Source organism: Mycolicibacter minnesotensis (assembly GCF_010731755.1).
GTDB classification, from domain to species: domain Bacteria; phylum Actinomycetota; class Actinomycetes; order Mycobacteriales; family Mycobacteriaceae; genus Mycobacterium; species Mycobacterium minnesotense.
On sequence record NZ_AP022589.1, the window covers coordinates 848,893 to 869,737 of the forward strand.

16 protein-coding genes and 3 riboswitches are annotated in these 20,845 nt (G+C 69.4%); of the genes, 8 read left to right on the top strand and 8 right to left on the bottom strand.

Annotated features, from left to right (window positions below):
* The first annotated feature begins 5 nt into the window (after positions 1-5).
* The gene (locus G6N09_RS04200) at positions 6-1,526 is read left to right on the top strand and encodes a precorrin-2 C(20)-methyltransferase (protein ID WP_083023625.1); all 1,521 of its coding nucleotides are present in this window, start codon (positions 6-8) and stop codon (positions 1,524-1,526) included.
* On the top strand, positions 1,514-2,284 hold the full coding sequence (gene cobM / locus G6N09_RS04205; protein WP_083023934.1) for a precorrin-4 C(11)-methyltransferase: 771 nt from the start codon (positions 1,514-1,516) through the stop codon (positions 2,282-2,284). The genes G6N09_RS04200 and cobM overlap by 13 nt, the downstream gene beginning before the upstream one ends.
* On the opposite strand, the gene cbiE is transcribed toward cobM, so the two are convergent.
* Entirely contained in the window at positions 2,270-3,475 is a 1,206-nt protein-coding gene (gene cbiE / locus G6N09_RS04210; protein ID WP_083023624.1) for a precorrin-6y C5,15-methyltransferase (decarboxylating) subunit CbiE, read from the bottom strand. The genes cobM and cbiE overlap by 15 nt on opposite strands.
* Positions 3,476-3,477: 2 nt before the next feature.
* Positions 3,478-4,275, bottom strand: coding sequence for a dienelactone hydrolase family protein (locus G6N09_RS04215; protein WP_083023623.1), 798 nt, complete (start codon positions 4,273-4,275; stop codon positions 3,478-3,480).
* Positions 4,276-4,319: 44 nt separating this feature from the next.
* A riboswitch (cobalamin riboswitch) is annotated at positions 4,320-4,446 on the top strand.
* Between the two features lie 24 nt (positions 4,447-4,470).
* Here G6N09_RS04215 and G6N09_RS04220 point away from each other — a divergent pair.
* The 5 genes from G6N09_RS04220 to G6N09_RS04240 all read left to right on the top strand — a co-directional run bounded on the left by G6N09_RS04220 (position 4,471) and on the right by G6N09_RS04240 (position 12,691).
* Complete coding sequence (locus G6N09_RS04220; RefSeq protein ID WP_083023622.1) at positions 4,471-6,453, top strand: VWA domain-containing protein; 1,983 nt, start codon at positions 4,471-4,473, stop codon at positions 6,451-6,453.
* On the top strand, positions 6,453-7,067 hold the full coding sequence (cobO, locus tag G6N09_RS04225; protein ID WP_083023621.1) for a cob(I)yrinic acid a,c-diamide adenosyltransferase: 615 nt from the start codon (positions 6,453-6,455) through the stop codon (positions 7,065-7,067). The genes G6N09_RS04220 and cobO overlap by 1 nt, the downstream gene beginning before the upstream one ends.
* A gap of 2 nt (positions 7,068-7,069) precedes the next feature.
* Positions 7,070-9,424 (top strand): bifunctional hydrogenobyrinic acid a,c-diamide synthase/histidinol phosphate aminotransferase CobBC, encoded by a 2,355-nt coding sequence (locus G6N09_RS04230; RefSeq protein ID WP_234806932.1) that lies wholly within the window; start codon positions 7,070-7,072, stop codon positions 9,422-9,424.
* Positions 9,421-10,350, top strand: coding sequence for a cobalamin biosynthesis protein (locus tag G6N09_RS04235; RefSeq protein WP_083023619.1), 930 nt, complete (start codon positions 9,421-9,423; stop codon positions 10,348-10,350). The genes G6N09_RS04230 and G6N09_RS04235 overlap by 4 nt, the downstream gene beginning before the upstream one ends.
* Positions 10,351-10,513: 163 nt before the next feature.
* Positions 10,514-12,691, top strand: coding sequence for a glutamine synthetase III family protein (locus G6N09_RS04240; protein ID WP_083023932.1), 2,178 nt, complete (start codon positions 10,514-10,516; stop codon positions 12,689-12,691).
* Positions 12,692-12,704: 13 nt separating this feature from the next.
* Here G6N09_RS04240 and G6N09_RS04245 read toward each other — a convergent pair whose 3' ends face one another.
* The gene (locus G6N09_RS04245; RefSeq protein ID WP_083023618.1) at positions 12,705-13,130 is read right to left on the bottom strand and encodes a nitroreductase family deazaflavin-dependent oxidoreductase; all 426 of its coding nucleotides are present in this window, start codon (positions 13,128-13,130) and stop codon (positions 12,705-12,707) included.
* Between the two features lie 14 nt (positions 13,131-13,144).
* Positions 13,145-13,435, bottom strand: coding sequence for an antibiotic biosynthesis monooxygenase family protein (locus G6N09_RS04250; protein WP_083023616.1), 291 nt, complete (start codon positions 13,433-13,435; stop codon positions 13,145-13,147).
* 122 nt (positions 13,436-13,557) lie between these two features.
* On the opposite strand from G6N09_RS04250, the gene G6N09_RS04255 reads away from it, so the two are divergent.
* A complete protein-coding gene (locus G6N09_RS04255; RefSeq protein WP_083023614.1) occupies positions 13,558-14,004 on the top strand; it encodes a hypothetical protein in 447 nt (148 codons plus the stop codon).
* Here the strand turns inward: G6N09_RS04255 and G6N09_RS04260 are convergent.
* The 4 genes from G6N09_RS04260 to G6N09_RS04275 are packed head-to-tail and all read right to left on the bottom strand — an operon-like array spanning position 13,978 to position 20,496.
* Positions 13,978-14,724: a cobalt-precorrin-6A reductase gene (locus G6N09_RS04260; RefSeq protein ID WP_083023612.1), complete on the bottom strand. Its 747-nt coding sequence runs from the start codon at positions 14,722-14,724 to the stop codon at positions 13,978-13,980. The two genes, G6N09_RS04255 and G6N09_RS04260, sit on opposite strands and share 27 nt — an antisense overlap.
* A complete protein-coding gene (locus G6N09_RS04265) occupies positions 14,721-16,181 on the bottom strand; it encodes a cobyric acid synthase (RefSeq protein WP_083023610.1) in 1,461 nt (486 codons plus the stop codon). Before G6N09_RS04265 ends, G6N09_RS04260 begins: the two co-directional genes overlap by 4 nt.
* Complete coding sequence (cobF, locus tag G6N09_RS04270; protein ID WP_083023608.1) at positions 16,181-16,918, bottom strand: precorrin-6A synthase (deacetylating); 738 nt, start codon at positions 16,916-16,918, stop codon at positions 16,181-16,183. Before cobF ends, G6N09_RS04265 begins: the two co-directional genes overlap by 1 nt.
* The gene (locus G6N09_RS04275) at positions 16,915-20,496 is read right to left on the bottom strand and encodes a cobaltochelatase subunit CobN (RefSeq protein ID WP_083023606.1); all 3,582 of its coding nucleotides are present in this window, start codon (positions 20,494-20,496) and stop codon (positions 16,915-16,917) included. Before G6N09_RS04275 ends, cobF begins: the two co-directional genes overlap by 4 nt.
* Positions 20,497-20,547: 51 nt before the next feature.
* Positions 20,548-20,618: riboswitch (cobalamin riboswitch) on the bottom strand.
* Between the two features lie 30 nt (positions 20,619-20,648).
* Positions 20,649-20,837, top strand: a riboswitch (cobalamin riboswitch).
* The last annotated feature ends 8 nt before the right edge of the window (positions 20,838-20,845 follow it).

Genomic DNA, 20,845 nt, shown 5'->3' on the forward strand with positions numbered 1-20,845 from the left:
ATCGCATGACCGGCCGCTTTTATGGAGTGGGCCTGGGGCCCGGTGATCCCGAGCTGATCACCCTCAAGGCGGCCCGGATTATCGCCGAGTCCGACGTGGTGGCTTACCACGCCGGGGTGAACAAGTCGTCGTATGCCCGCACTATCGCCGCCGACCTGATCCGCCCCGGCGTCCTCGAAGAAGAGCTGCGCTACCCCGTGACCACCGGGGTCACCGACCACCCCGGCGGCTATGCCGGCGCGCTGGCCGATTTCTACGAGGCCTCCGCCGCCCGGCTGGCCGCCCACCTGGATGCGGGCCGCACGGTGGCGTTGCTGACCGAGGGCGATCCGCTGTTCTACGGCTCGTTCATGTACATGCATGACCGGCTCTCGGCCCGGTTCGACACCGAGATCATCCCCGGGGTCCCAGCATTCAGCGCCGCAACTGCGGCTCTCGGTATGCCGCTGGTGCGCCAGACCGACGTCCTGACCGTGCTGCCGGGCACGCTGAGCGAGCACGAGCTGGCGATGCGGCTGGCCGACACCGACGGCGCCATCATCATGAAACTGGGCCGCACGTTTCCGGCCGTGCGCCGGGCCCTGGCCGCGGCAGGCCGTCTGGAACACGCCTACTACGTCGAGCGCGCCAGTCACCCGCAACAACGCTGGCTGCCGGTGGCCGAGATGGACGAAGCGGACGAGGCAGCTGTCCCCTACCTGTCGCTGATTGTGGTCGACGGGGATTCCCGCAACGGGCAACGCTCACGCACCTCAGCCGAGCCGGAGCCTGCTCAGGCCGCTCCCGTGGCCCAGCCCGCCGAACTGCTGGTAATCGGGCTTGGCCCAGGCCCCGATGGGTGGCTGACCGCCGAGGCCGCCGAGGCGCTGGCAACGGTCGACCACGTAGTGGGTTATGGCCCCTACGTCGCCCGGGTTCCGCAGCGCGAAGGGCTGCAGCGCCACACCTCGGGCAACACCGTGGAGCTGGAACGGGCCCGGTTCGCACTGGACCTGGCCGCCCGCGGCGAGCAGGTGGCCGTGGTGTCCGGCGGCGACGCCGGGGTGTTCGGGATGGCTGCCGCAGTTTTCGAGGCGGCCGATGATCCTCAGTACCAGCATGTTTCGGTGCGGGTTCTGCCTGCGGTGTCGGCGGTGCAGGCGGTGGCCGCGGCGGCGGGCGCCCCGATCGGGGCGGACTTCGCGGTGCTGAGCCTGTCCGATCGACTCAAGCCGTGGGCGGTGATCGAGTCCCGACTGCGCGCGATCGCCGAGGCCGATCTGGTGCTGGCGATCTACAACCCCGCCTCCCGCGCCCGGCCCGACCAGATCGCGATCGCGCGCAAGGTGCTGTTGGAGCACCGGGAAGCGTCGGCCGTGGTGGTCGTCGGCCGTGACATCGGCCGGGAGTCCGAACAGCTCACCGTGACCACGCTGGGCGAACTCGACACCGACACGATCGACATGAAATGCCTTGTCCTGGTGGGCGCTTCGTCGACACGAGCGACCCCGTCGGGAAGGGTGTGGACCCCGAGATGGGTGCGGTAGCGGTCCAGTTCGTCGGCGCCGGCCCGGGCGCCGCGGATCTGCTGACTGTGCGCGCCACCCGGCTGCTGGCCGACGCGGACGTGGTGCTCTACCCGGGTAGCTACCTCGACCCCCATGTCCTCGCGCACTGCTCGCCGGATGCCGAACTCGTCGACACCGCCGAGCTCGATCTCGATGACATCACCGACCGGCTGGTCAGCGCGCATCGGGCCGGGCGCGCCGTGGTGCGGTTGGTGTCTGGGGATCCATCGCTGTACAGCGCGGTCTTCGAGCAGACCCGCCGGCTCGATGCCGCCGGGGTGGCGTGGGCCCTCACCCCCGGCGTGCCCGCCTATGCGGCGGCAGCAGCGGTCCTCGGCCGTGAGCTCACCGTGCCACTGGTGGCGCAGTCCGTGGTGCTGACCCGCACCCAGGCTGCCTCCACCGCGATGCCGCAGCGCGAAGAGCTTCGGGCGTTCGCCGCGACCCAGGCAACGCTGGTGTTGCACCTGGCGATCACCCGCATCCGTGAACTGATGGCCCAGCTGGCTCCCGAGTACGGCCCGGACTGCCCGGTGGCGGTGGTCTACCGCGCATCGCAGCCCGAGGAACTGGTGTTACGCGGCACGATCACCGAGATTGCCGACACGGTCGAAGCTGCGGGTCTTCGGTCGGCAGCGGTCATCCTGGTCGGCCGGGCCGTCGCGGATCTGCCGGATCCGTGCGGCGGCGAGAGCCATCTCTACGACCCGGCGCGGGATCGCTCAGGGCAGGGCTAAAGCCCACTGGGTGATCGCACGACCGGGTGTCCAGCCGGTGAAGGATCCCAACGGCGCGGCCTGTTCGACCTGGATGCGGGTCAGCTCGCCGCCGTGCTCGCGGTAGGCGGCCAGCAGCAGCGTCTCGGCTTCCAGCGTGACGCCGTGGGCCACCAATCGGCCGCCCGGCACCAGGGCCGCCAGGGCCGCATCCAGCACCCCGGGCCGGCTCAACCCGCCGCCGATGAACACGGCATCGGGCGCGGGCAGATCAGCCAACGCCTGCGGGGCCGCGTCACAGACCACCTGCAGCGCGGGCACCCCGAGATTGCCGGCGTTCACCGCGATTCTTTCGGCCCGTGTCTCATCGGCCTCGACGGCGATGGCGCGGCAGGTCGGGTGCGCACGCATCCATTCGATGCCCACCGAGCCGGCACCCGCGCCGACGTCCCACAACCACTGTCCGGGCGCCGGCGCGAGCCGGGCCAGGGCGGCGGCCCGCTGGTCACGTTTGGTGAGCTGGCCGTCGTGGGCGTAGGCATCGTCGGGCAGGCCGGCCACCCAGCCGGCGGTCAGCGGGCCCGACAGTTCCAGGGCGACGATGTTGAGCCGCGGGACGGGGCCGGCGAATGTCGCCGCGGTGGCATCCAGCCTGAATTCATCCACGCCCCCGAGGTCGCCCAGGACCATCATGCGGCTTGCTCCATAGCCGCGGTCGGCCAGCAGAGCAGCCAACTGGTGCGGGGTGTTTTCGTCTGAGGACAGCACCAGCACCCGCCGCTGGGGCGCCAGCTCGCGCAGCACGGCGCGCACGTCACGACCGACGACGCTGATCACCGCGGCGGCCTCCGCGGGCCAGCCCAGCCGAGCACGGGCCAGCGCCACGGACGAGACCGCCGGCACCACCGTCACCCTCTCGGTACCGAACAGCCCGATCAGCGTGGTGCCGATCCCACTGAGCAGTGGATCACCCGATGCCAGCGCCACGATCCGCAGACCCGCCAGGTCGTCGAACAGCGCAGGCAGACCGGCGTGCAGCGGGGCCGGCCAGCGGATCCGTCGTTGGCCGTCGGCGTGCGGCAGCAGCGCCAGTTGGCGGGGCGCCCCCAGCACGACCTCGGCCGCCAGCACGATCTCGCGGGCCGGTTCGGGCAGACCGGCCCAGCCGTCGGCGCCGATGCCGACGACGGCGATGGATTCGGCGGCAGGCACCGCTATGTCAGGCGCTCGGTCAGGAACTGCACTACTCGTTTGCGCGCCTCGTAGGCCGGGTGGCCGTCGACTTCGCGAACCTGGTCGGTGAGTACCGAGTGCGCCATCCGCGACAGACCGTGCGGGTTGCCCGGCGACGAGTCGATCTCGATCACCTCGAAGGCGTCCCCGAGCCGGGCCTTGAGCGTCGCGAAGCGGTCCCCGGGGGCCATCTTGTCCTCACTGAATCGCAGACCCAGCGCGCACAGGCCGTCGCTGGCGGCCCGGTCGGCGACGACGCCCAGCTCCACCTCCGAGAGGCCGGGGTCGCGGCGCTGCTTCGGCGTGAGCGGGATCGGCACGGAAGGCTGGCTGAGCACGGGGGCCAGCACGGCGTCGTCGACGGCCGCGGCCAGGGCGAAGCCTCCGGTGAAGCACTCGCCGATCACCCCGACTCCCTTTCCGGGGGTCTTGGCGTTGAGGTCACGCGCCAGCGCCCGCAGAAACTGGGTGACCGGCCGCTGCTTGTCGGTGGCGAACGCGGCGAACTCGCGCGTCACGCAGGCACGGGCGATCGTCGTCAATGCGTAGCCGGGTGTGATCGCCTTGCCGGGTTGGCCGAACAGCGAGGGAATCGCCACGGTGAAACCGTTGTCCACCAAGTGATTTCCCAATGCCAGCACGCCGGGGTGCGCGCCCGGGATCTCGGGGATCAGCACAACGCCGGGGCCCTGGCCCTTGCGATATACGTCGTGGGTGAACTCACCGCCGGTGAACGGCTCGGCGACCCATCCGGTCAAGTCTGCTTCGGGTGCACTCACTGGTCCTGTGCCCTTTCTCTCGGTCGGGGTCTGCGGCCCCGGGTGTTAGGGTATCGGCGCGAAGTGCCAGGGAAGTCGGTGTGACTCCGACACAGGCCCGCTACGGTGTTCCGCGGCGCATTCCGATGCGCCCCGGTCAGTCCGAATACCGGCTTCGCGTCGCCAACAGATGTTGGCCACACGAGCGGAGCCTCCATGCAACAGCTGTACCCCTTTCCTGCCGTCCTCGGCGGCGACCCGGACGATCCGGGCGGCCTCGACGACATGGCGCTGGCGCTTATCTTGAGCACGATCTCCCCCGGTATCGGCGGCGTGCTGATCCGCGGCGAGAAGGGCACCGCCAAATCGACGCTGGTCCGGGCCCTGGCCCAGGTGCTGCCGCCGATCGACGTGGTGGCCGGCGACCGGTTCTCTTCGGATCCCACTGAGCCGAACCCGCTCTCCCCCGACGGCCCGTTCGCGTCCGACACCCCCGTCGAGACCCGCCCTGTTCGCCTGGTCGAGCTGCCGGTGGGTGCCACCGAGGACCGGGTGGTGGGTTCCATCCACCTGGGGCGGGCGCTCGGCGGTGGCACCGTGGAGTTCGAGCCCGGACTGTTGGCCCGGGCCAACCGCGGCATCCTCTACGTCGACGAGGTCAACCTGCTGGCAGATCACCTGGTGGACCTGCTGCTGGACGCCGCCGCGATGGGACGCCTCACCGTGGAGCGCGACTCGATTTCGGTGACCCATGCGGCACGTTTCGTGATCGTCGGGACCATGAACCCCGAGGAAGGCGAGCTGCGTCCCCAACTGCTCGATCGATTCGGGCTGACCGTCGAAGTCGCCGCGCCACGTGATCCGGCGCTGCGGGCCGAGGCGGTGCGCCGGCGACTGGCCTTCGACGCCGATCCGGCCGGTTTCGCCGCCACCTACGCTGCAGCCGAAGACCGGGTGCGGTCCCGAATCCGTCAGGCCCAACAGCTACTGCCGCAGGTGGCGCTCACGGACACAGTGCTGGTGAAGATCGGTGAGATCTGCTCCGCGCTGGACGTCGACGGCCTGCGCGGCGACATCGTCTGCGCCCGCACCGCCGTCGCGCATGCGGCGTGGCAGGGACGCGACGCGGTGACGCTCGAAGATCTCCGGGTGGCGGCCCGGCTGGCCCTGCCGCATCGGCGCAGGCGCAAGCCTTTCGATGCCCCGGGGCTGGACGAGTCCGAGCTCGACGAGCTGCTCCCGCCGGACCGTGGGCCCGATCCCGAGCCCGACCCCGAGCCGGACGGTCCACAACCGGACGGTCCGCCCGATGACGGGCACGCCGCGCCCCGCTCGGATCAGACCGGAACACCCCAGTCGACACCCGGATCCACCTCGACAGTGGGCGCCGACTCCCCTTACCGGGCAAGACTGTTCTCGGTCGACGGCGTGGGCGAGGGACGCAGCGGCCGACGCAGCAGGGCGCGCACCAGTTCGGGGCGCCGGGTGGGTGCCACCGCGGCCGCCACCACCGGCGGCCTACATCTGTTCGAGACGCTGCGGGCCGCCGCACCGCATCAGGGTGCCCGGGGCCGAGAGCAGGGGCCGATGATTCTGGCGGCGGCCGATCTGCGGCGCGCGGTTCGCGAGGGCCGGGAGGCCAACCTGGTGCTGTTCGTGGTCGACACCTCCGGGTCGATGGCGGCCGCGGAGCGGATGCGCCATGTCAAGACCGCGATCGTGTCGCTGCTGCTGGACGCCTACCGGCGCCGGGACCGGGTGGCGGTGGTGACATTCCGGGATACCCGGGCGGAGTTGGTGTTGCCCGCGACCGGTTCGGTGGAGGTGGCCGCCGCTCGGCTCGATGAGTTGCCCGCCGGTGGCCGTACCCCTCTGGCTGAGGGGCTGGTGGAGGCCACCGAGCTCATTCGCCGGGAGCGCCTGCGCGACCCGGCCTGCCGTCCACTGCTCGTGGTCCTGACAGACGGCCGCGCCACCTCCGGTACCGACCCAGTATCACGATCCCTGACTGCCGCCGACAGCATTGCCCGACAAGGCTTTTCGTCGGTCGTAGTGGACTGCGAGAGCGGCCGGATGCGGCTCGGGCTGGCCCGCACGCTGGCCGAGCGACTGGGCGCCGAATACGTCGCCCTGCCCCAGGTGAGCGCCGAGGCACTGACCGGCGTCGTCCGCGACGCCACCGGACGAGGAGCCGCCTGATGCCGCAGGGACAACCGTTGACGGTGCCTGACGACAACCTGACCACCCGCCAACGCCGAAACCGTCCGCTGCTGATGGTGCACACCGGCGACGGCAAGGGGAAGTCCACGGCGGCATTCGGGTTGGCGCTGCGCGGCTGGAATCAGGGCTTCGACATCGGCGTCTTCCAGTTCGTGAAGTCGGCGAAATGGCGCGTTGGCGAACAGAGCGTGCTCGAGCGGCTAGGCGCACTGCACACCGAGACCGGCGAGGGCGGCCCGGTCCAGTGGCACAAGATGGGATCGGGCTGGTCATGGAGCCGCAAGGCCGGCGGCGTCGAGGATCACGCCGGCGACGCCGCCGAGGGCTGGGCCCAGATCAAGGAACGCCTGGCGGCACAGACCCATGACCTCTACATCCTGGACGAGTTCACCTATCCGATGGGCTGGGGATGGGTGGACGTCGACGACGTCGTGGAGACGTTGGCCAACCGGCCGGGCCACCAGCACGTCGTCATCACCGGCAGGCGTGCCGACCCGAGGCTGATCGAGATCGCCGACCTGGTCACCGAAATGGGCAACATCAAACATCCGATGGACGCCGGCCAGAAGGGCCAGCGCGGCATCGAATGGTGAGCGTGGCCGTTCCGCTGCCCCGGGTGGTGATCGCTGCGCCGGCATCCGGGCACGGCAAGACCACGGTGGCAGTCGGGCTGATGGCGGCGCTGTCCGCCCGCGGCATGCAGGTCAGCGGCCACAAGGTCGGCCCGGACTACATCGACCCCGGCTATCACGCGCTGGCCACCGGCCGGCCGGCCCGCAACCTGGATCCCTACCTGGTGGGGCCGCAACGCATCGTGCCCTTGCTGCTGCACGGCGCGGCAGGGGCGGATATCGCCGTGATCGAAGGCGTGATGGGGCTTTTCGACGGACGCCTGGGTACCGAAGGCGAGGCCTCCACCGCCCATGTCGCGGCGCTGACGACCACGCCGGTGGTGTTGGTCGTCGACGTCTCGCACGCTTCGCGGACGCATGCGGCGGTGGTGGCCGGCCTGGCCGGTTTCGATCCTTCGGTACACGTCGCCGGGGTGGTACTGAACAAGGCCGGCAGCTCCCGACACGCCGACGAAGTGGTTGCCGCGTTGCGCCCCAGTGGCATTCCGGTGCTCGGGGTGTTGCCCCGCGACACAGGAGTCCACACGCCGTCACGGCATCTGGGCCTGGTGCCGGCGGCCGAGCGTGACGAGTCGGCCGCCATGATCGCCCGGCTGGCCGAGCTGATGGAGCAGTGCGTGGAGCTGGACACGCTGCTGGAACTGGCACGCCAGGCTCCGGGGTTGTCCGGCAGCGCCTGGGACCCTGCCGCCCACATCACCGCCGCGTCGCCGCGCCGGCCGGTGGTGGCTGTCGCCGCGGGGCGAGCGTTCACGTTCGGCTACACCGAGACATTCGAGCTGCTGCGCGCCGCGGGTTGCGAAGTGGTGAGCTTCGATCCACTCACCGACACTGCGCTGCCGGCCGGAACCGCCGGCATCTACCTGGGCGGCGGGTTCCCCGAGGTCTACGCCGAGCACCTGGGCGCCAACACCGCATTGTTGGGTGCACTGCGGGCCGCGATCGCGGCGGGAGTGCCGACCGTCGCCGAGTGCGGCGGACTGGCGTACCTGTGCCGGCGAGTGGGTGACGACGACGGGGTCGGGGCCCTGCCGGGCTGCGCGGCGATGACCCCGCGCCTGACGCTGGGCTACCGGGAGGCCACCGCGGGGGCCGACACCCTGCTGACGCGAGCCGGCGATCAAGTCACCGGCCACGAATTCCACCGGACTCGGGTCACTTTCGATCGTCCCGTCGACGCGGCCTGGGAGCTTCCCGGCGGGCCGGACGGCTACGCCTCGGCGAGCCTGCATGCCTCCTACCTGCACACGCATTGGGCCGGGTATCCCGCGCTGGCGCAACGTTTCACCGAGGCGGTGCACGGCTTCAGCGGCCCCGATCTGCACCATCACGGCGATATCGAGGCGGCCTCTGGGCTGCTCGATTTCGCGGTCAACGTCTACGCCGGGCCGCGCCCGGACTGGCTCGAGCACGCCCTGCACGCGTCACTCGACGATGCCGTGGCGTACCCGCAGGCATCGGCAGCCCACGCCGCGTTGGCCGCCCGGCATGGTGTCACCGCCGCACAGGTGCTGCCCACCGCGGGAGCGTCCGAGGCCTTCGACCTGATGGCCCGCATGCGCCCCTGGCGTCACCCCGTGGTGGTGCATCCGCAGTACACCGGCCCCCATGCCGCACTGACCGCCGCCGGCCACACCGTCACCACGGTGCTGTGCCGGGCCGATGACGGCTTCGCGCTGCACCCCGACGCGGTGCCCGCCGATGCCGACCTGGTGATCGTGGGCAATCCGACCAATCCGACCGGGGTGCTGCACCCGGCACAGACGCTGCGCCGGCTACTGCGCCCAGGCCGGGTGGTGCTGATCGATGAGGCATTTCTCGACGCGATCCCCGGCGAACCGGAAACCCTTTCTGGGGAGTCAATTTCGGGCCTGCTGATCAGCCGCAGCCTGACCAAGCACTGGTCGATCCCCGGCGTTCGCGCGGGATACCTGCTCGGTGATCCCGCGCTGCTCGCCGAAGCGGCGCGACTGCAGATCCCCTGGTCGGTGTCCGCCTCGGCGCTGGCCGCCATGCGGGTCTGCTCGGATGAGCGGGCAGCGCACGAAAGTGATCGCCGGGCAAGGCAGTTGGCCACCTGGCGAGCGCACCTAGGTGAGGGGCTTGCCGCACGCGAGGTGCGGTTGGTCGCGGGCCCGGCTCCCTTCGTGCTGGCCCAGGTCGGCCGCGGAGTGCATACGGCGTTGCGTGAGAACGGTATTGCCGTGCGCCGCGCGGACACCTTCCCGGGACTGGACGACAGTTGGGTACGGATCGCGGTACGACCCCCGGACCTGACCGATCAGCTGCTGGCCGCACTCGACCGGACCCGGCGGTGATCGCACCTCGGGCACTCGGCCTGGCCCTGGGCTACGCCGCCGACCGCGCCTGGGGCGATCCCCGGCGGCTGCACCCGGTGGCCGGATTCGGGACCTGCGCGTCGGCGTTGGAGCGGCGGATCTATCGCGACGATCGGGCAACCGGGGTGGCCCACGTGCTGGTCCTGGTCGGTGGCGCCGCCGGTGCGGCGTATGCGGCCGAATATGCGGCCCGAAGGCCCTGGGCCCGCACGGCGCTGACCGCCGCCGTAACCTGGGCGGTGCTCGGCGGCCGATCGCTCGAACGCGAAGCCGATGCGGTACAGGCCTTCCTGGCCGCCGGCGACCTGGATTCCGCCCGGACCCGGGTACGCAATCTGGTCGGTCGTGACACGACCGCGCTGGAACCCGACGAGATCGCCCGGGCGGTCGTCGAATCCGTGGCGGAGAACACCTCCGATGCGGTGGTGGCGTCGTTGGTGTGGGGAGCGATCGCCGGAGTGCCCGGCTTGGTCGCCCACCGCACCGCCAACACGCTGGACGCCATGATCGGCCACCGCAACGCCCGCTACGACCGGTTCGGCTGGGCGGCTGCCCGCCTGGATGACCTGCTCGGATTGCCGGCGTCCCGACTCAGCGGCGTCCTGGCGGCTGTGCTGGGTCCCGATCCCGGCGGCGCGCTGCGAGCGTGGCACCGCGACGCACGCCGTCATCCCAGTCCCAATGCCGGAGTGGTCGAGGCCTCGTTTGCCGGTGCGCTGGGCCTGCAGCTCGGTGGGGTCAACACCTACTACGGGAATCGGCGCGAAGACCGGGCGCGGATAGGCGGCGGGCGCGCGCCCGTGCCGTCGGATATTCCGCGGAGCACGCGACTGGCCCGGCGGGTGGGCGTCGGCGCCCTGCTGGCTGCGGTGACCTGGTGTCTGGCCGGCGGGATCGCGCGGTAAAAGGAGTTGTTGCCCCCGCAGCGACCAGGTCTGCGGAGAACCGTCAATGAATTGACGATTGTGCCAATCCGCGAATTGCGCCCGTGACATTGCCGTAACAGCTCCGCCATCAAACCTTCCTAAGGTGAAGCAACTCACGCCCAGTGAAACGGAAGGAAGTCCATTGAGTGGAAACGCCACCCGCTTGCAGGCGATTGCGCAAGTCGAGGCCCATGTGCCCCCCGCTTTCAGCTTTGACCCTGCAAAGGACCCGGGTGAGATCTTCGGCGCCAACGTATTCACCAAGGCGGAGATGCGGTCACGGCTTCCTAAGGCGACCTACAAATCGGTGGTAGCGACCATCGAAAAGGGCGCCAAGCTGGATCCGACGGTGGCCGATGCGGTTGCCGCTGTGATGAAGGACTGGGCGATGGAGAAGGGCGCGACCCACTACGCGCACGTCTTCTACCCGATGACCGGGCTGACCGCAGAAAAGCACGACAGCTTCCTCGAGCCGGTTTCGGACGGCCAGGCGCTGGCTGAGTTCGCCGGCAAGACCCTGACCCAGGGCGAGCCTGACGCATCGAGCTTCCCGTCCGGAGGTCTGCGATCGACGTTCGAGGCCCGCGGCTACACCGGGTGGGACGTGACCAGCCCCGCCTACATCCTGGAGAACCCCAACGGCAACACCCTGTGCATCCCCACGGTGTTCGTGTCGATGACCGGTGAGGCTCTGGACTACAAGACCCCCCTGCTGCGCAGCCAACAGGCCATGGGTGTGCACGCCGAGCGCATTCTGAAGCTCTTCGGGCACCAGAACTTGGAGAAGGTGGTCTCGTTCTGCGGCCCCGAGCAGGAGTACTTCCTGGTCGACCGGCACTTCTTCCTGGCACGGCCCGACTTGATCAACGCCGGCCGCACCTTGTTCGGCGCCAAGCCGCCCAAGGGGCAGGAGTTCGACGACCACTACTTCGGGGCGATCCCCGAACGGGTGCTGGGCTTCATGATGGACACCGAGCGCGAGCTGTTCAAGCTCGGCATTCCGGCCAAGACTCGCCACAACGAGGTTGCCCCGGCTCAGTTCGAGGTGGCCCCAATGTTCGAGCGGGCCAATATCGCCTCAGATCACCAGCAGTTGCTGATGACCGTGTTCAAGACCATTGCCAAGAAGCACGGCATGGAGTGCCTGTTCCACGAGAAGCCCTTCGCCGGGGTGAACGGCTCAGGAAAGCACGTCAACTTCTCGGTGGGCAATGCCGAGTTGGGCTCGCTGCTGGTGCCGGGTGACACTCCGCATGAGAACGCCCAATTCCTGGTGTTCTGCGCGGCGGTCATCCGGGCCGTGCACAAGTTCGGCGGACTGCTGCGCGTGTCGGTGGCCTCGGCCACCAACGACCACCGGCTGGGCGCCAATGAGGCGCCGCCGGCGATCATCTCGATCTTCCTCGGCGATCAGCTCGCGGACGTCTTCGAGCAGATCGCCAAGGGCGCTGCAACGTCGTCAAAAGGCAAGGGCAGCATGATCATCGGCGTCGACACGCTGCCGGAGCTGCCGACCGACCCGGGCGACCGCAACCGCACCAGCCCCTTTGCTTTCACCGGCAACCGATTCGAGTTCCGGGCACCCGGCTCCGGCCAGACCGTCGCGGTTCCGATGATCGTCTTGAACACCATCATGGCCGACTCATTCGACTACCTGGCCACCATCCTGGAGAAGGCGGTAGCCGACGGCGAAGAGTTCGACACCGCGGTGCAGAAACTGCTGACCGACGTCATCACCGAGCACGGCGCGGTGGTCTTCAACGGCGACGGCTATTCGGAGAACTGGCAGGCCGAGGCCGCTACTCGCGGGCTGCTGAACCTCAAGACCACGCTGGACGCCATCCCGGAACTGATCAAGCCCGAGGCGGTCGAGGTCTTCGAGAAGTACGGCGTGTTCAACGAGCGTGAGCTGCACAGCCGCTACGAAGTGCGCCTGGAACAGTACGCGCTGACCATCGGCGTGGAGGCCAAGCTCGCTTTGGAGCTCGGCTCGACCACCATCCTGCCGGCCGCGATCCGCTACCAAACCGAGCTCGCGCAGAACGTCGCGGCATTGACCGCGGCCGGTGTGACACCGAGTCTGACGCTCCTGCAGAACATCTCGGAGCCGATCAGCGCGCTCGTCGAGGCCCTGGACACCTTGAAGAAGGCGCTGTCGGATCACTCGGCGGAGTCCGCGCTCGATGAAGCCAAGCATGCTCAGCACGCGCTGTTGCCCGCCATGGCCGAGGTCCGGGCCGCCGCCGACACGTTGGAGAGTGTGGTGGCCGACGACCTGTGGCCGCTGCCGACCTATCAGGAGATGCTCTACATCCTGTGATCCACGGTGTGGGTCAGGCGTCGTCTCTGATCAGCTCGACCACCGGAATGATCCGTTCGGTGCGCTCCCGGTAGGTGGCGAAACCCGGGTAGCGCTGCGCCTGGATCCCATAGAGCCGGTCATGTTCGGCGCCGGTGATCTCGGTGGCCGTCACCGCAAAGGTGTCGGTGCCGAGTTCGACAGTCGCCGAGGGATTCGCCCGCAGGTTGTGGTACCAGCTCGGATGGTTGTCCTTGCCTTCGTTGGAGGCGAACACGATGATCCGCTCACCCTCGGGCAGATACATCATCGGGCTGGTGCGCGGTTGCCCCGATTTGGCCCCGGTGGTGGTCAGCAACAGCACCGGGGCGCCCTCGAACCGTCCGCCCAGTTTTCCGCCGTTGGCGCGGAACTCCGCGATGTTACGAGCGTTGAACTCCAGGGTTCGTTGCGCGTCCATGGGCGACCATCTCCTTAGCCGATATCCACAAAATGCTCGATCACCGGGGGCGATTCGTAGAAGGGGTGCAACAACGCACGCCACTGCTCGAATTCCGGCGACTTCCGGAAGCCCTCGGTGTGCGCCTCAATGTTCTCCCACCGCACCAGCAGCAGGTACAGATTCGGCGACTCGACCGATCGGGACATCGAAATCCCAAGGAATCCGGGCGCAGCGGCAATCAACGGGCGCGCCATGGCGAACGCTGCTTCGAAATCGGCCTCGCTGCCTGGCCGGATGGGCAGTACTCCATGTTCCACAATCACGCCTGCCAGTCTGCCCGACCGCCGATGGCGTGGATTACCGCCCAAAGACTCTTGTACGTCGCCGCCCGACGTAAATAGGTTATCTGCAACCGATAGGCACAGATAATTGTGGAGGTAGTGGCATGAGCGCTCTCGCGGCGGCGATCGTCTTTACCTGGCTGGGCATGGTGCTGGCGATCTCGTTCCTGGAAGCGCCCCTGAAGTTCCGGGCTCCCGGAATCACCATCGCACTGGGGCTGGGTATCGGCCGGCTGGTGTTTCGTGCCCTCAACGGAGTGGAAGTGGTGCTGGCGACGGTCGTGGTGGCGGCGGTCGCGGCCGATCCCCCGGGCTGGTTGGCGCTGGCCGGGGTGTGCGCTGCGGTGGCGGTGCTGGCCACGCAGATACTGGTGGTCCGGCCGCGGCTGACTCGACGCTCGGACGCGGTGCTGGCCGCGCAGACCGACCCCGCAGGCGGATTCGTCGAACGGTCCCGCGCCCACTACGCCTATGCCGGTTTGGAAGTGCTCAAGGTGGCCGCGCTGCTGATCGCGGGCGTGGCGTTACAGATCGCCTTGGCCGCCGGTTAGGACCCAGGCCAGGGCCGCTTCGACGTTGGACACCGCCGGCACCCCCGCCGGCCGGTCCGGCCGACGCACGATGACCACCGGCAGGCCGAGGTCCTGCGCGGCCACCATTTTCGGCCACGTGTAGTCGCCCCCGGAATCCTTGGTGACGACGACATCGGCGCGGTGATCACGCAACAGCGTGAGCTCGCCGGGCAGCGCGTAGGGCCCGCGGTCCCGGACCACCGACCAACGAGGCGGCACGCTGATCGCAGGCGGCTCCACGACCCGCGCCAACACCGACGCATCGGCCAGCGCCGGCAGGTAGGCCGCCAAGTGTTGGCGGCCTATGGTCAACACCGGCCGACCCCCCAGCCGAGCGGCGAGCTGCGCGGCGTGGATGTGCGAGTCGGCCCAGTGCCACGCCTGGCCGGCCCGCTGAACCCAGCCGGGCCGTTCCAGACGCAGCAGTGGCAGGCCGGCCGCGGCGCACGCGGCGGCCGCGTTGGCCGACATCGTGGTCGCGAACGGATGGGTGGCGTCCACCACGACGTCGTAGTCGGCCAAGGCCGCTCGCAGACCATCGATTCCGCCGAATCCGCCGACCCGAACCAGCCCCACCGGCAGCCGCGGATCGGCGACCCGCCCGGCCAGCGACGTCGTGACCTCGATACCCGCGGCGACCAGGTGATCGGCCAGCGCCCGCGCCTCGGCGGTGCCCCCCAGCAGCAGCAGGCGGGTCACGGTGCCCCCGGCGGCAAGAACGGCAGCCCGGACACTGGCCCGCCCTCCGCGAGCCGCAGCAGGGCATCGACATCCAAGTGCTCTTCGATCAGATCACCGAGCAGATCCAGCCGGCGCTCCCGGGCGGCGGGAAAAGAGACCGCCGACGCCGCCAGCCCCAACGTCTCGGCCAGGAACGCCGCACGCCAGGCGTCGGCCTCCAGGCACCCGTGCCGCATGGTGCCGAAAACCTGGCCGGTGCGGACACCACCGGGAAACGCCTCGTCGGTCCCGGCTGCTGGGCCGCGGGTGATCTGACCGTGGTGTATCTCGTAGCCGCCGTCGGAAAGCCGCAGGACTTTGGCGGCGGAGAAACGGGTTTCGACGTCCAGCAGGCCCAGCCCGGCCACTTCGGCGGGCGCGCCCTCGATGCCGTCAGGGTCGCGGATCTTCTTCCCCAGCATCTGGAAACCTCCGCAGATTCCCAACACGGGTTTGCCCGCGGCGACGTGCGCGGCGATCGCGGCGTCGATTCGGCGTGAGCGCAGCCATGCCAGATCGTGGATCGTGGCCCGAGTTCCCGGCAACACCACCAGGTCCGCGTCGGACACCCCACGCGGGTCGGCGGCGAACACCACGTCCAGGTCGGGTTCTAGACCCAGTGCGTCGAGGTCCGTGAAGTTGCTGATCCGGGGCAGCCGGATGACCGCGACCCGTCGCGCCCCGGCCCGCACCGAGCGTCGACCGTCCAGATCGAGTGCGTCCTCGGAGTCCAGCCACAGCTCCGGATTCCACGGCAGGGTGCCGAAGACGCGCCGGCCGGTGAGGCGCTCCAGATCCGCCAGGCCCGGCTCCAACAACCGCAACCGGCCACGGAACTTGTTCACGATGAACCCCGCCACCAACGCCTGATCCTCCGGTGAGAGCAGGGCGACGGTACCGAAGAAGGCCGCAAACACTCCCCCCCGATCCACATCGCCGACCACCACCGTGGGCAGACCGGCGTGCCGCGCCAAGCCCATATTCACGTAGTCGCCGGCGCGCAGGTTGATCTCGGTGGGACTGCCCGCCCCTTCGGCGACGATCACGTCGTAACGCCCGGCGAGATCGTCGTAGGCGCGGTGCGCGGCCGCAGCCAGCTCGGCGCGGCCGTGCACCCAGTTCGACGACGACAGGGTCCCCCACGGCCGCCCCATGAGCACCACATGGCTCTGCTGATCACTACCGGGTTTGAGGAGCACCGGGTTCATCGTGGGATCCGGCGTGGCGCGCGCGGCGAGGGCCTGAATCCACTGCGCCCGGCCGATTTCCGTGGGCACACCATCGGCGTCGACACACACCATGGAGTTGTTCGACATGTTCTGTGCCTTGTAGGGCGCCACCCGCACCCCGCGGCGGGCCAGCGCCCGGCACACCCCGGTGGCCACCACGGTCTTGCCGGCATCGCTGGTGGTTCCGGCGATCAGAATTCCGGCCATCAGATCCGCCGCACCAGGAACACATCCATCACCCAACCCGCCTCGGCCTTGGCTGCTGCTCGGGCGACCGCGATCTGGCCCACGACATCGCGGACCCGGCCGCTGACCAACCGTTCCCCTGCCGCTCCGAGGTTGGCGGCCCACCAGATCATCCAGTCGCCCAGCGCGGAGAGGTCGAGCTCATCCGGGTTGAGCATCGCCACGATGTTCTCCTGGCCGGCAGCAGCAGCCTGCGCCAGCCGGCGTCCGGTGGTGATGTGCACCGGACGGCCCACCTCATGCAGCACGATCCGGTGCCGGGCGGCCAGCAGTTGCGGGGCGCTGATTCCCGGCAGCATGTGGTAATCCAGATCCACCCCAAGGTCTTTCACGCGGTCGACGATGCGGATGGTCGAGTCATACAGGGCGGGGTCGCCCCAGACCAGGAAGGCGGCCACCCCACCGCGGGCCCGCAGCACGTCGGCGTAGCGCTGCGCCCGGGCGGCATGCCAGTCGGCCACCGCGCGGGCATAGTCGGGCTCCGTGAGCCCCGGGGAGCGGTCGCGCACCGGATCGGCGACCGCGACGATGGGAACCGCCGGCGCGTAGGCGTCGACGACAGCACGGCGCACCGCCAAAAGACCGTCGTCAGAGGATTTCTCGGAGGCGACCACGTAGTCGGCCGCCCGCAGTGCGTCGGCGACCTCGGCGGTGACGTGCTGAGGTCCCATGCCGATCCCGAGAATCCAGACTTTCACCGATCCTCCAGGTCGCCCTCTACGTCCAGGTAAGCCTGCCGCAACGCTGCCATGGTCTCCGGGTCGGGGTGCTCCCACAAGCCGCGGTCGGCGGCCTCGGTCAACCGTTCCACGATGCCTTGGAGCGCCCAGGGGTTGGACTTGTCGAGGAACTCCCGGGTCTGCGGGTCCAGCACATATTCTGCGGCGAGCTTCTCGTACATCCAGTCGTGCACCACACCCGCGGTGGCGTCGAACCCGAACAGGTAGTCGACGGTAGCGGCCAGCTCGAAGGCGCCCTTGTAGCCGTGCCGGCGCATGGCGGAGATCCAGCGCGGGTTGACCACCCGAGCCCGAAACACCCGGGCAGTCTCTTCGGCCAGGGTGCGGGTCCGGATGGCATCCGGCGAGGTCGAGTCCCCCACATAGGCTTTCGGGTCGGCGCCCGACAGCGCCCGCACGGTCGCGATCATGCCGCCGTGGTAGACGAAGTAGTCGTCGGAGTCGGCGATGTCATGCTCACGGGTGTCGATGTTCTTGGCGGCCACCTTGATCCGGCGATAGTTGGTGCGCATGTCCTCGGCGGCGGGCGCACCACCCAGGCCGCGGCCGTAGGCGAAGCCACCCCAGGTGGTGTAGACCTCGGCGAGGTCCTTGTCATCGCGCCAGGTCCCGGCCTCGATCACCTGCAGGATTCCCGCCCCGTACGAGCCGGGCGCCGAGCCGAAGATCCGGGTGGTGGCGCGGCGCTGATCGCCGTGTTCGGTCAAGTCGGCACGGGCGTGCGCGGCGACGAAGTTGGCGTCGGCGGGCTCGTCCAGGGTGGCGACCATCTGCACCGCGTCGTCGAGCATCGCCACCACGTGCGGGAAGGCATCCCGGAAGAACCCTGAAATCCGGACCGTCACATCGATTCTCGGCCGACCAAGCTCCTCCAGAGAGATGACCTCAAGTCCCGACACCCGCCGCGACGCCTCGTCCCACTCGGGTCGCACTCCAAGCAGGGCCAGCACCTCGGCGACATCGTCACCGGAAGTACGCATCGCCGAGGTCCCCCAGACCGACAATCCGACAGACTCCGGGTAACCGCCGGTGTCGTCGAGGTAGCGACGCACCAACGAATCGGCCATCGCCTGCCCGGTCTGCCAGGCCAGCCGCGAGGGCACGGCACGCGGGTCGACGGTGTAGAAGTTGCGGCCGGTGGGCAGCACATTGACCAAGCCCCGCAGTGGCGACCCGGACGGTCCAGGCCGGACAAAGCCGCCGGACAGCGCATGCAGCACCGAGTCCAGCTCCCCCGACGTGCCGGCCAGGCGCGGAACCACTTCGGTGGCGGCGAATCGCAGCACCCGGCACACCTCGGGGTCGGGATGCAGTGTGTCGGCGGCCCCGGCGTCCCAGCCGGCCGCCTCCATGGCTTCGACCAGCTGCCGGGCGCGGCCCTCGATCTCGTCGACGGCCGCCGCGGCGGCCTCCTCCTTGAGTCCCAGCGCGGCCCGCAGGCCAGGCACCGCATGGTCCACCCCGCCCCAGACCTGTGCGGCACGCAGGATTGCCAGCACCAGATTCACCCGTTCCGGACCGGCCGGAGCGCCGCCCAGCACGTGCAGGCCGTCACGGATCTGGGCGTCCTTGATCTCACAGAGCCAGCCGTCGACGTGCAGCAGGAAGTCGTCGAACTCCTCATCGTCGGGCCGCTCATCCAGGCCCAGGTCACGGTGCATCTCCGCGGCCCGCATCAGGTTCCAGATCTCGCCGCGGATGGCCGGCAGCTTGGCCGGGTCCATGCTCGCGATGTTGCCGTACTCGTCGAGCAGCTGCTCGAGTCGCGCGATGTCACCGTAGGACTCGGCACGGGCCATCGGCGGGATGAGGTGGTCGACGATGATGGCGTGCGCCCGCCGTTTGGCCTGCGCCCCTTCGCCGGGGTCGTTGACCAGAAACGGGTAGATCAGGGGCAGGTCGGCGATCATGGCGTCGGTGGCACAGGCCGACGACAACGCGGCGGTCTTACCGGGCAGCCACTCCATCGACCCGTGCTTACCCAGGTGGATCACCGCGTGCGCACCGAAACCTCTGCTCAGCCAACGGTAGGCGGCCAGGTAGTGGTGACTCGGCGGCAGCTCCGGGTCGTGGTAGATCGCCACCGGGTTCTCCCCGAATCCGCGGGGCGGCTGGATCATCAGCACGATGTTGCCGGATTGCAGTGCGGCCAAGACGATCTCGCCGGCGTCGTTGACGAACAGCTTGCCTGGCGCCGGCCCCCACGCAGTGGCCATCGCGTCGCGCAGCTCATCGGGCAACTCAGCGGTCCACTGGGCGTACTGCTGCGCGGTCACCCGCACCTGCGCGCCGGCCAACTGAGCGGCAGACAACCAGTCCTCGTCCTGACCCCCGGCGTCGATCAGGTTGTGAATCAGTCGATCCCCGGCAGTCGTCTCGTCCGCGATGTCCAACACCCCGAAGCCGTCGCCGACGTCATATCCTTCTTCGGCCAGCCGCCGCAGCAACCGCACCGCCGAGACCGGAGTGTCCAGCCCGACGGCGTTGCCCACCCGGGAGTGTTTGGTCGGGTACGCCGACAGCACCAACGCCAGCTTCTTGCCCCCATTGGGGATGCGCCGCAGGGCAGCGTGATTCACCGCCACGCCCGCAACCCGGGCGCAGCGCTCGGTATCGGCGACGTAGTGCGGCAACCCGTCGTCGTCGATCTCCTTGAACGAGAACGGGACCGTGATGACCCGGCCGTCGAATTCCGGGATCGCGATCTGAGTGGCCGAGTCCAGCGGACTGACGCCGTCGTCGTTGGCCGCCCAGTCCGCGCGCGACGATCCCAGGCACAGACCCTGGAACACCGGTATGTCCAGTGCCGCGATCCGTTCGATATCCCAGGCGCCGTCGTCGTCGCCGGCACTGACACTGGCGGTGGCGTTCATGGCTCCACCGGCCGCCAGCATGCACACGACCACCGCATCCAGGTCGCCGAGCGCCTCGAAGAGCTCGTCGGGGGCATTGCGCAGTGACGCGGCGAAGATCGGCACACCGACCGCGCGGCCGGTGGCATCGATGGCGTCGGCCAATGCGTGCGCGAAGCCGGCGTTGCCGCTGACCTCATGGGCCCGGTAGTAGACCACCCCGACCCGCAGCGACTCCGGGCCGCCGACCGCCTCCCGCTGGCCGTAGCCCCAATCCGGGATCACCGCCGGCTCCTCGAAGCCCTCCCCGGTGAGCAGCACCGTGTCACACAGGAACGCGTGTAGTTGAGCAAGGTTGGCCGGCCCGCCTTCGGCGAGATAGGCGTGCGCCTGCGCGGCCAGCCCGATCGGGACGGTGGAGCACTCCATGAGCTCGGCGCTGGGCGAACGCTCCCCCCCGAGCACCACCAGCGGCAGGCCGGTGGCGCGCAGCAGGCGCAGCTCGTCGGTGATCTCCGCCGACGAACCCAGGATGCGCAGCACCACCACGTCGACGCCGTCGAGCAGCGGCTCGAGGTCGTGGCGCGACGGATTTCCGAGCCGATACGCCGCGCCGCTGGCCCGGGCGGACAGCAGATCGGTGTCGGACGTGGACAGCAACGCGATACGCCGTGCCTGAAGCATCGAAAGACCTCCTCGGGGTTCTCGCCCCTCGTCGTCGGATGCCTCGTGACCGTATCTGGCTGAGGGCGGCCTACGCGCGCCCTTCACAGTGGCGGAACCGCCCCGGATTCACACCGGGTTCCTGACGCCACGAGACGGCGGCCAGCCTAACCCAGCACGGCATGCGAGAATGTCGCCGGTAAGGCGATGACGATTGAGGAAGCCGGTGCGAATCCGGCGCGGTCCCGCCACTGTCATCGGGGAGCGACCCTCATCAGCCACGGTCCGCCACATGTGGGGCTGGAAGGCGAGGCGAGCAGTGATCCGAGAGCCAGGAGACTCACGTCATCGCGTCCTGCGTACCGGGGCG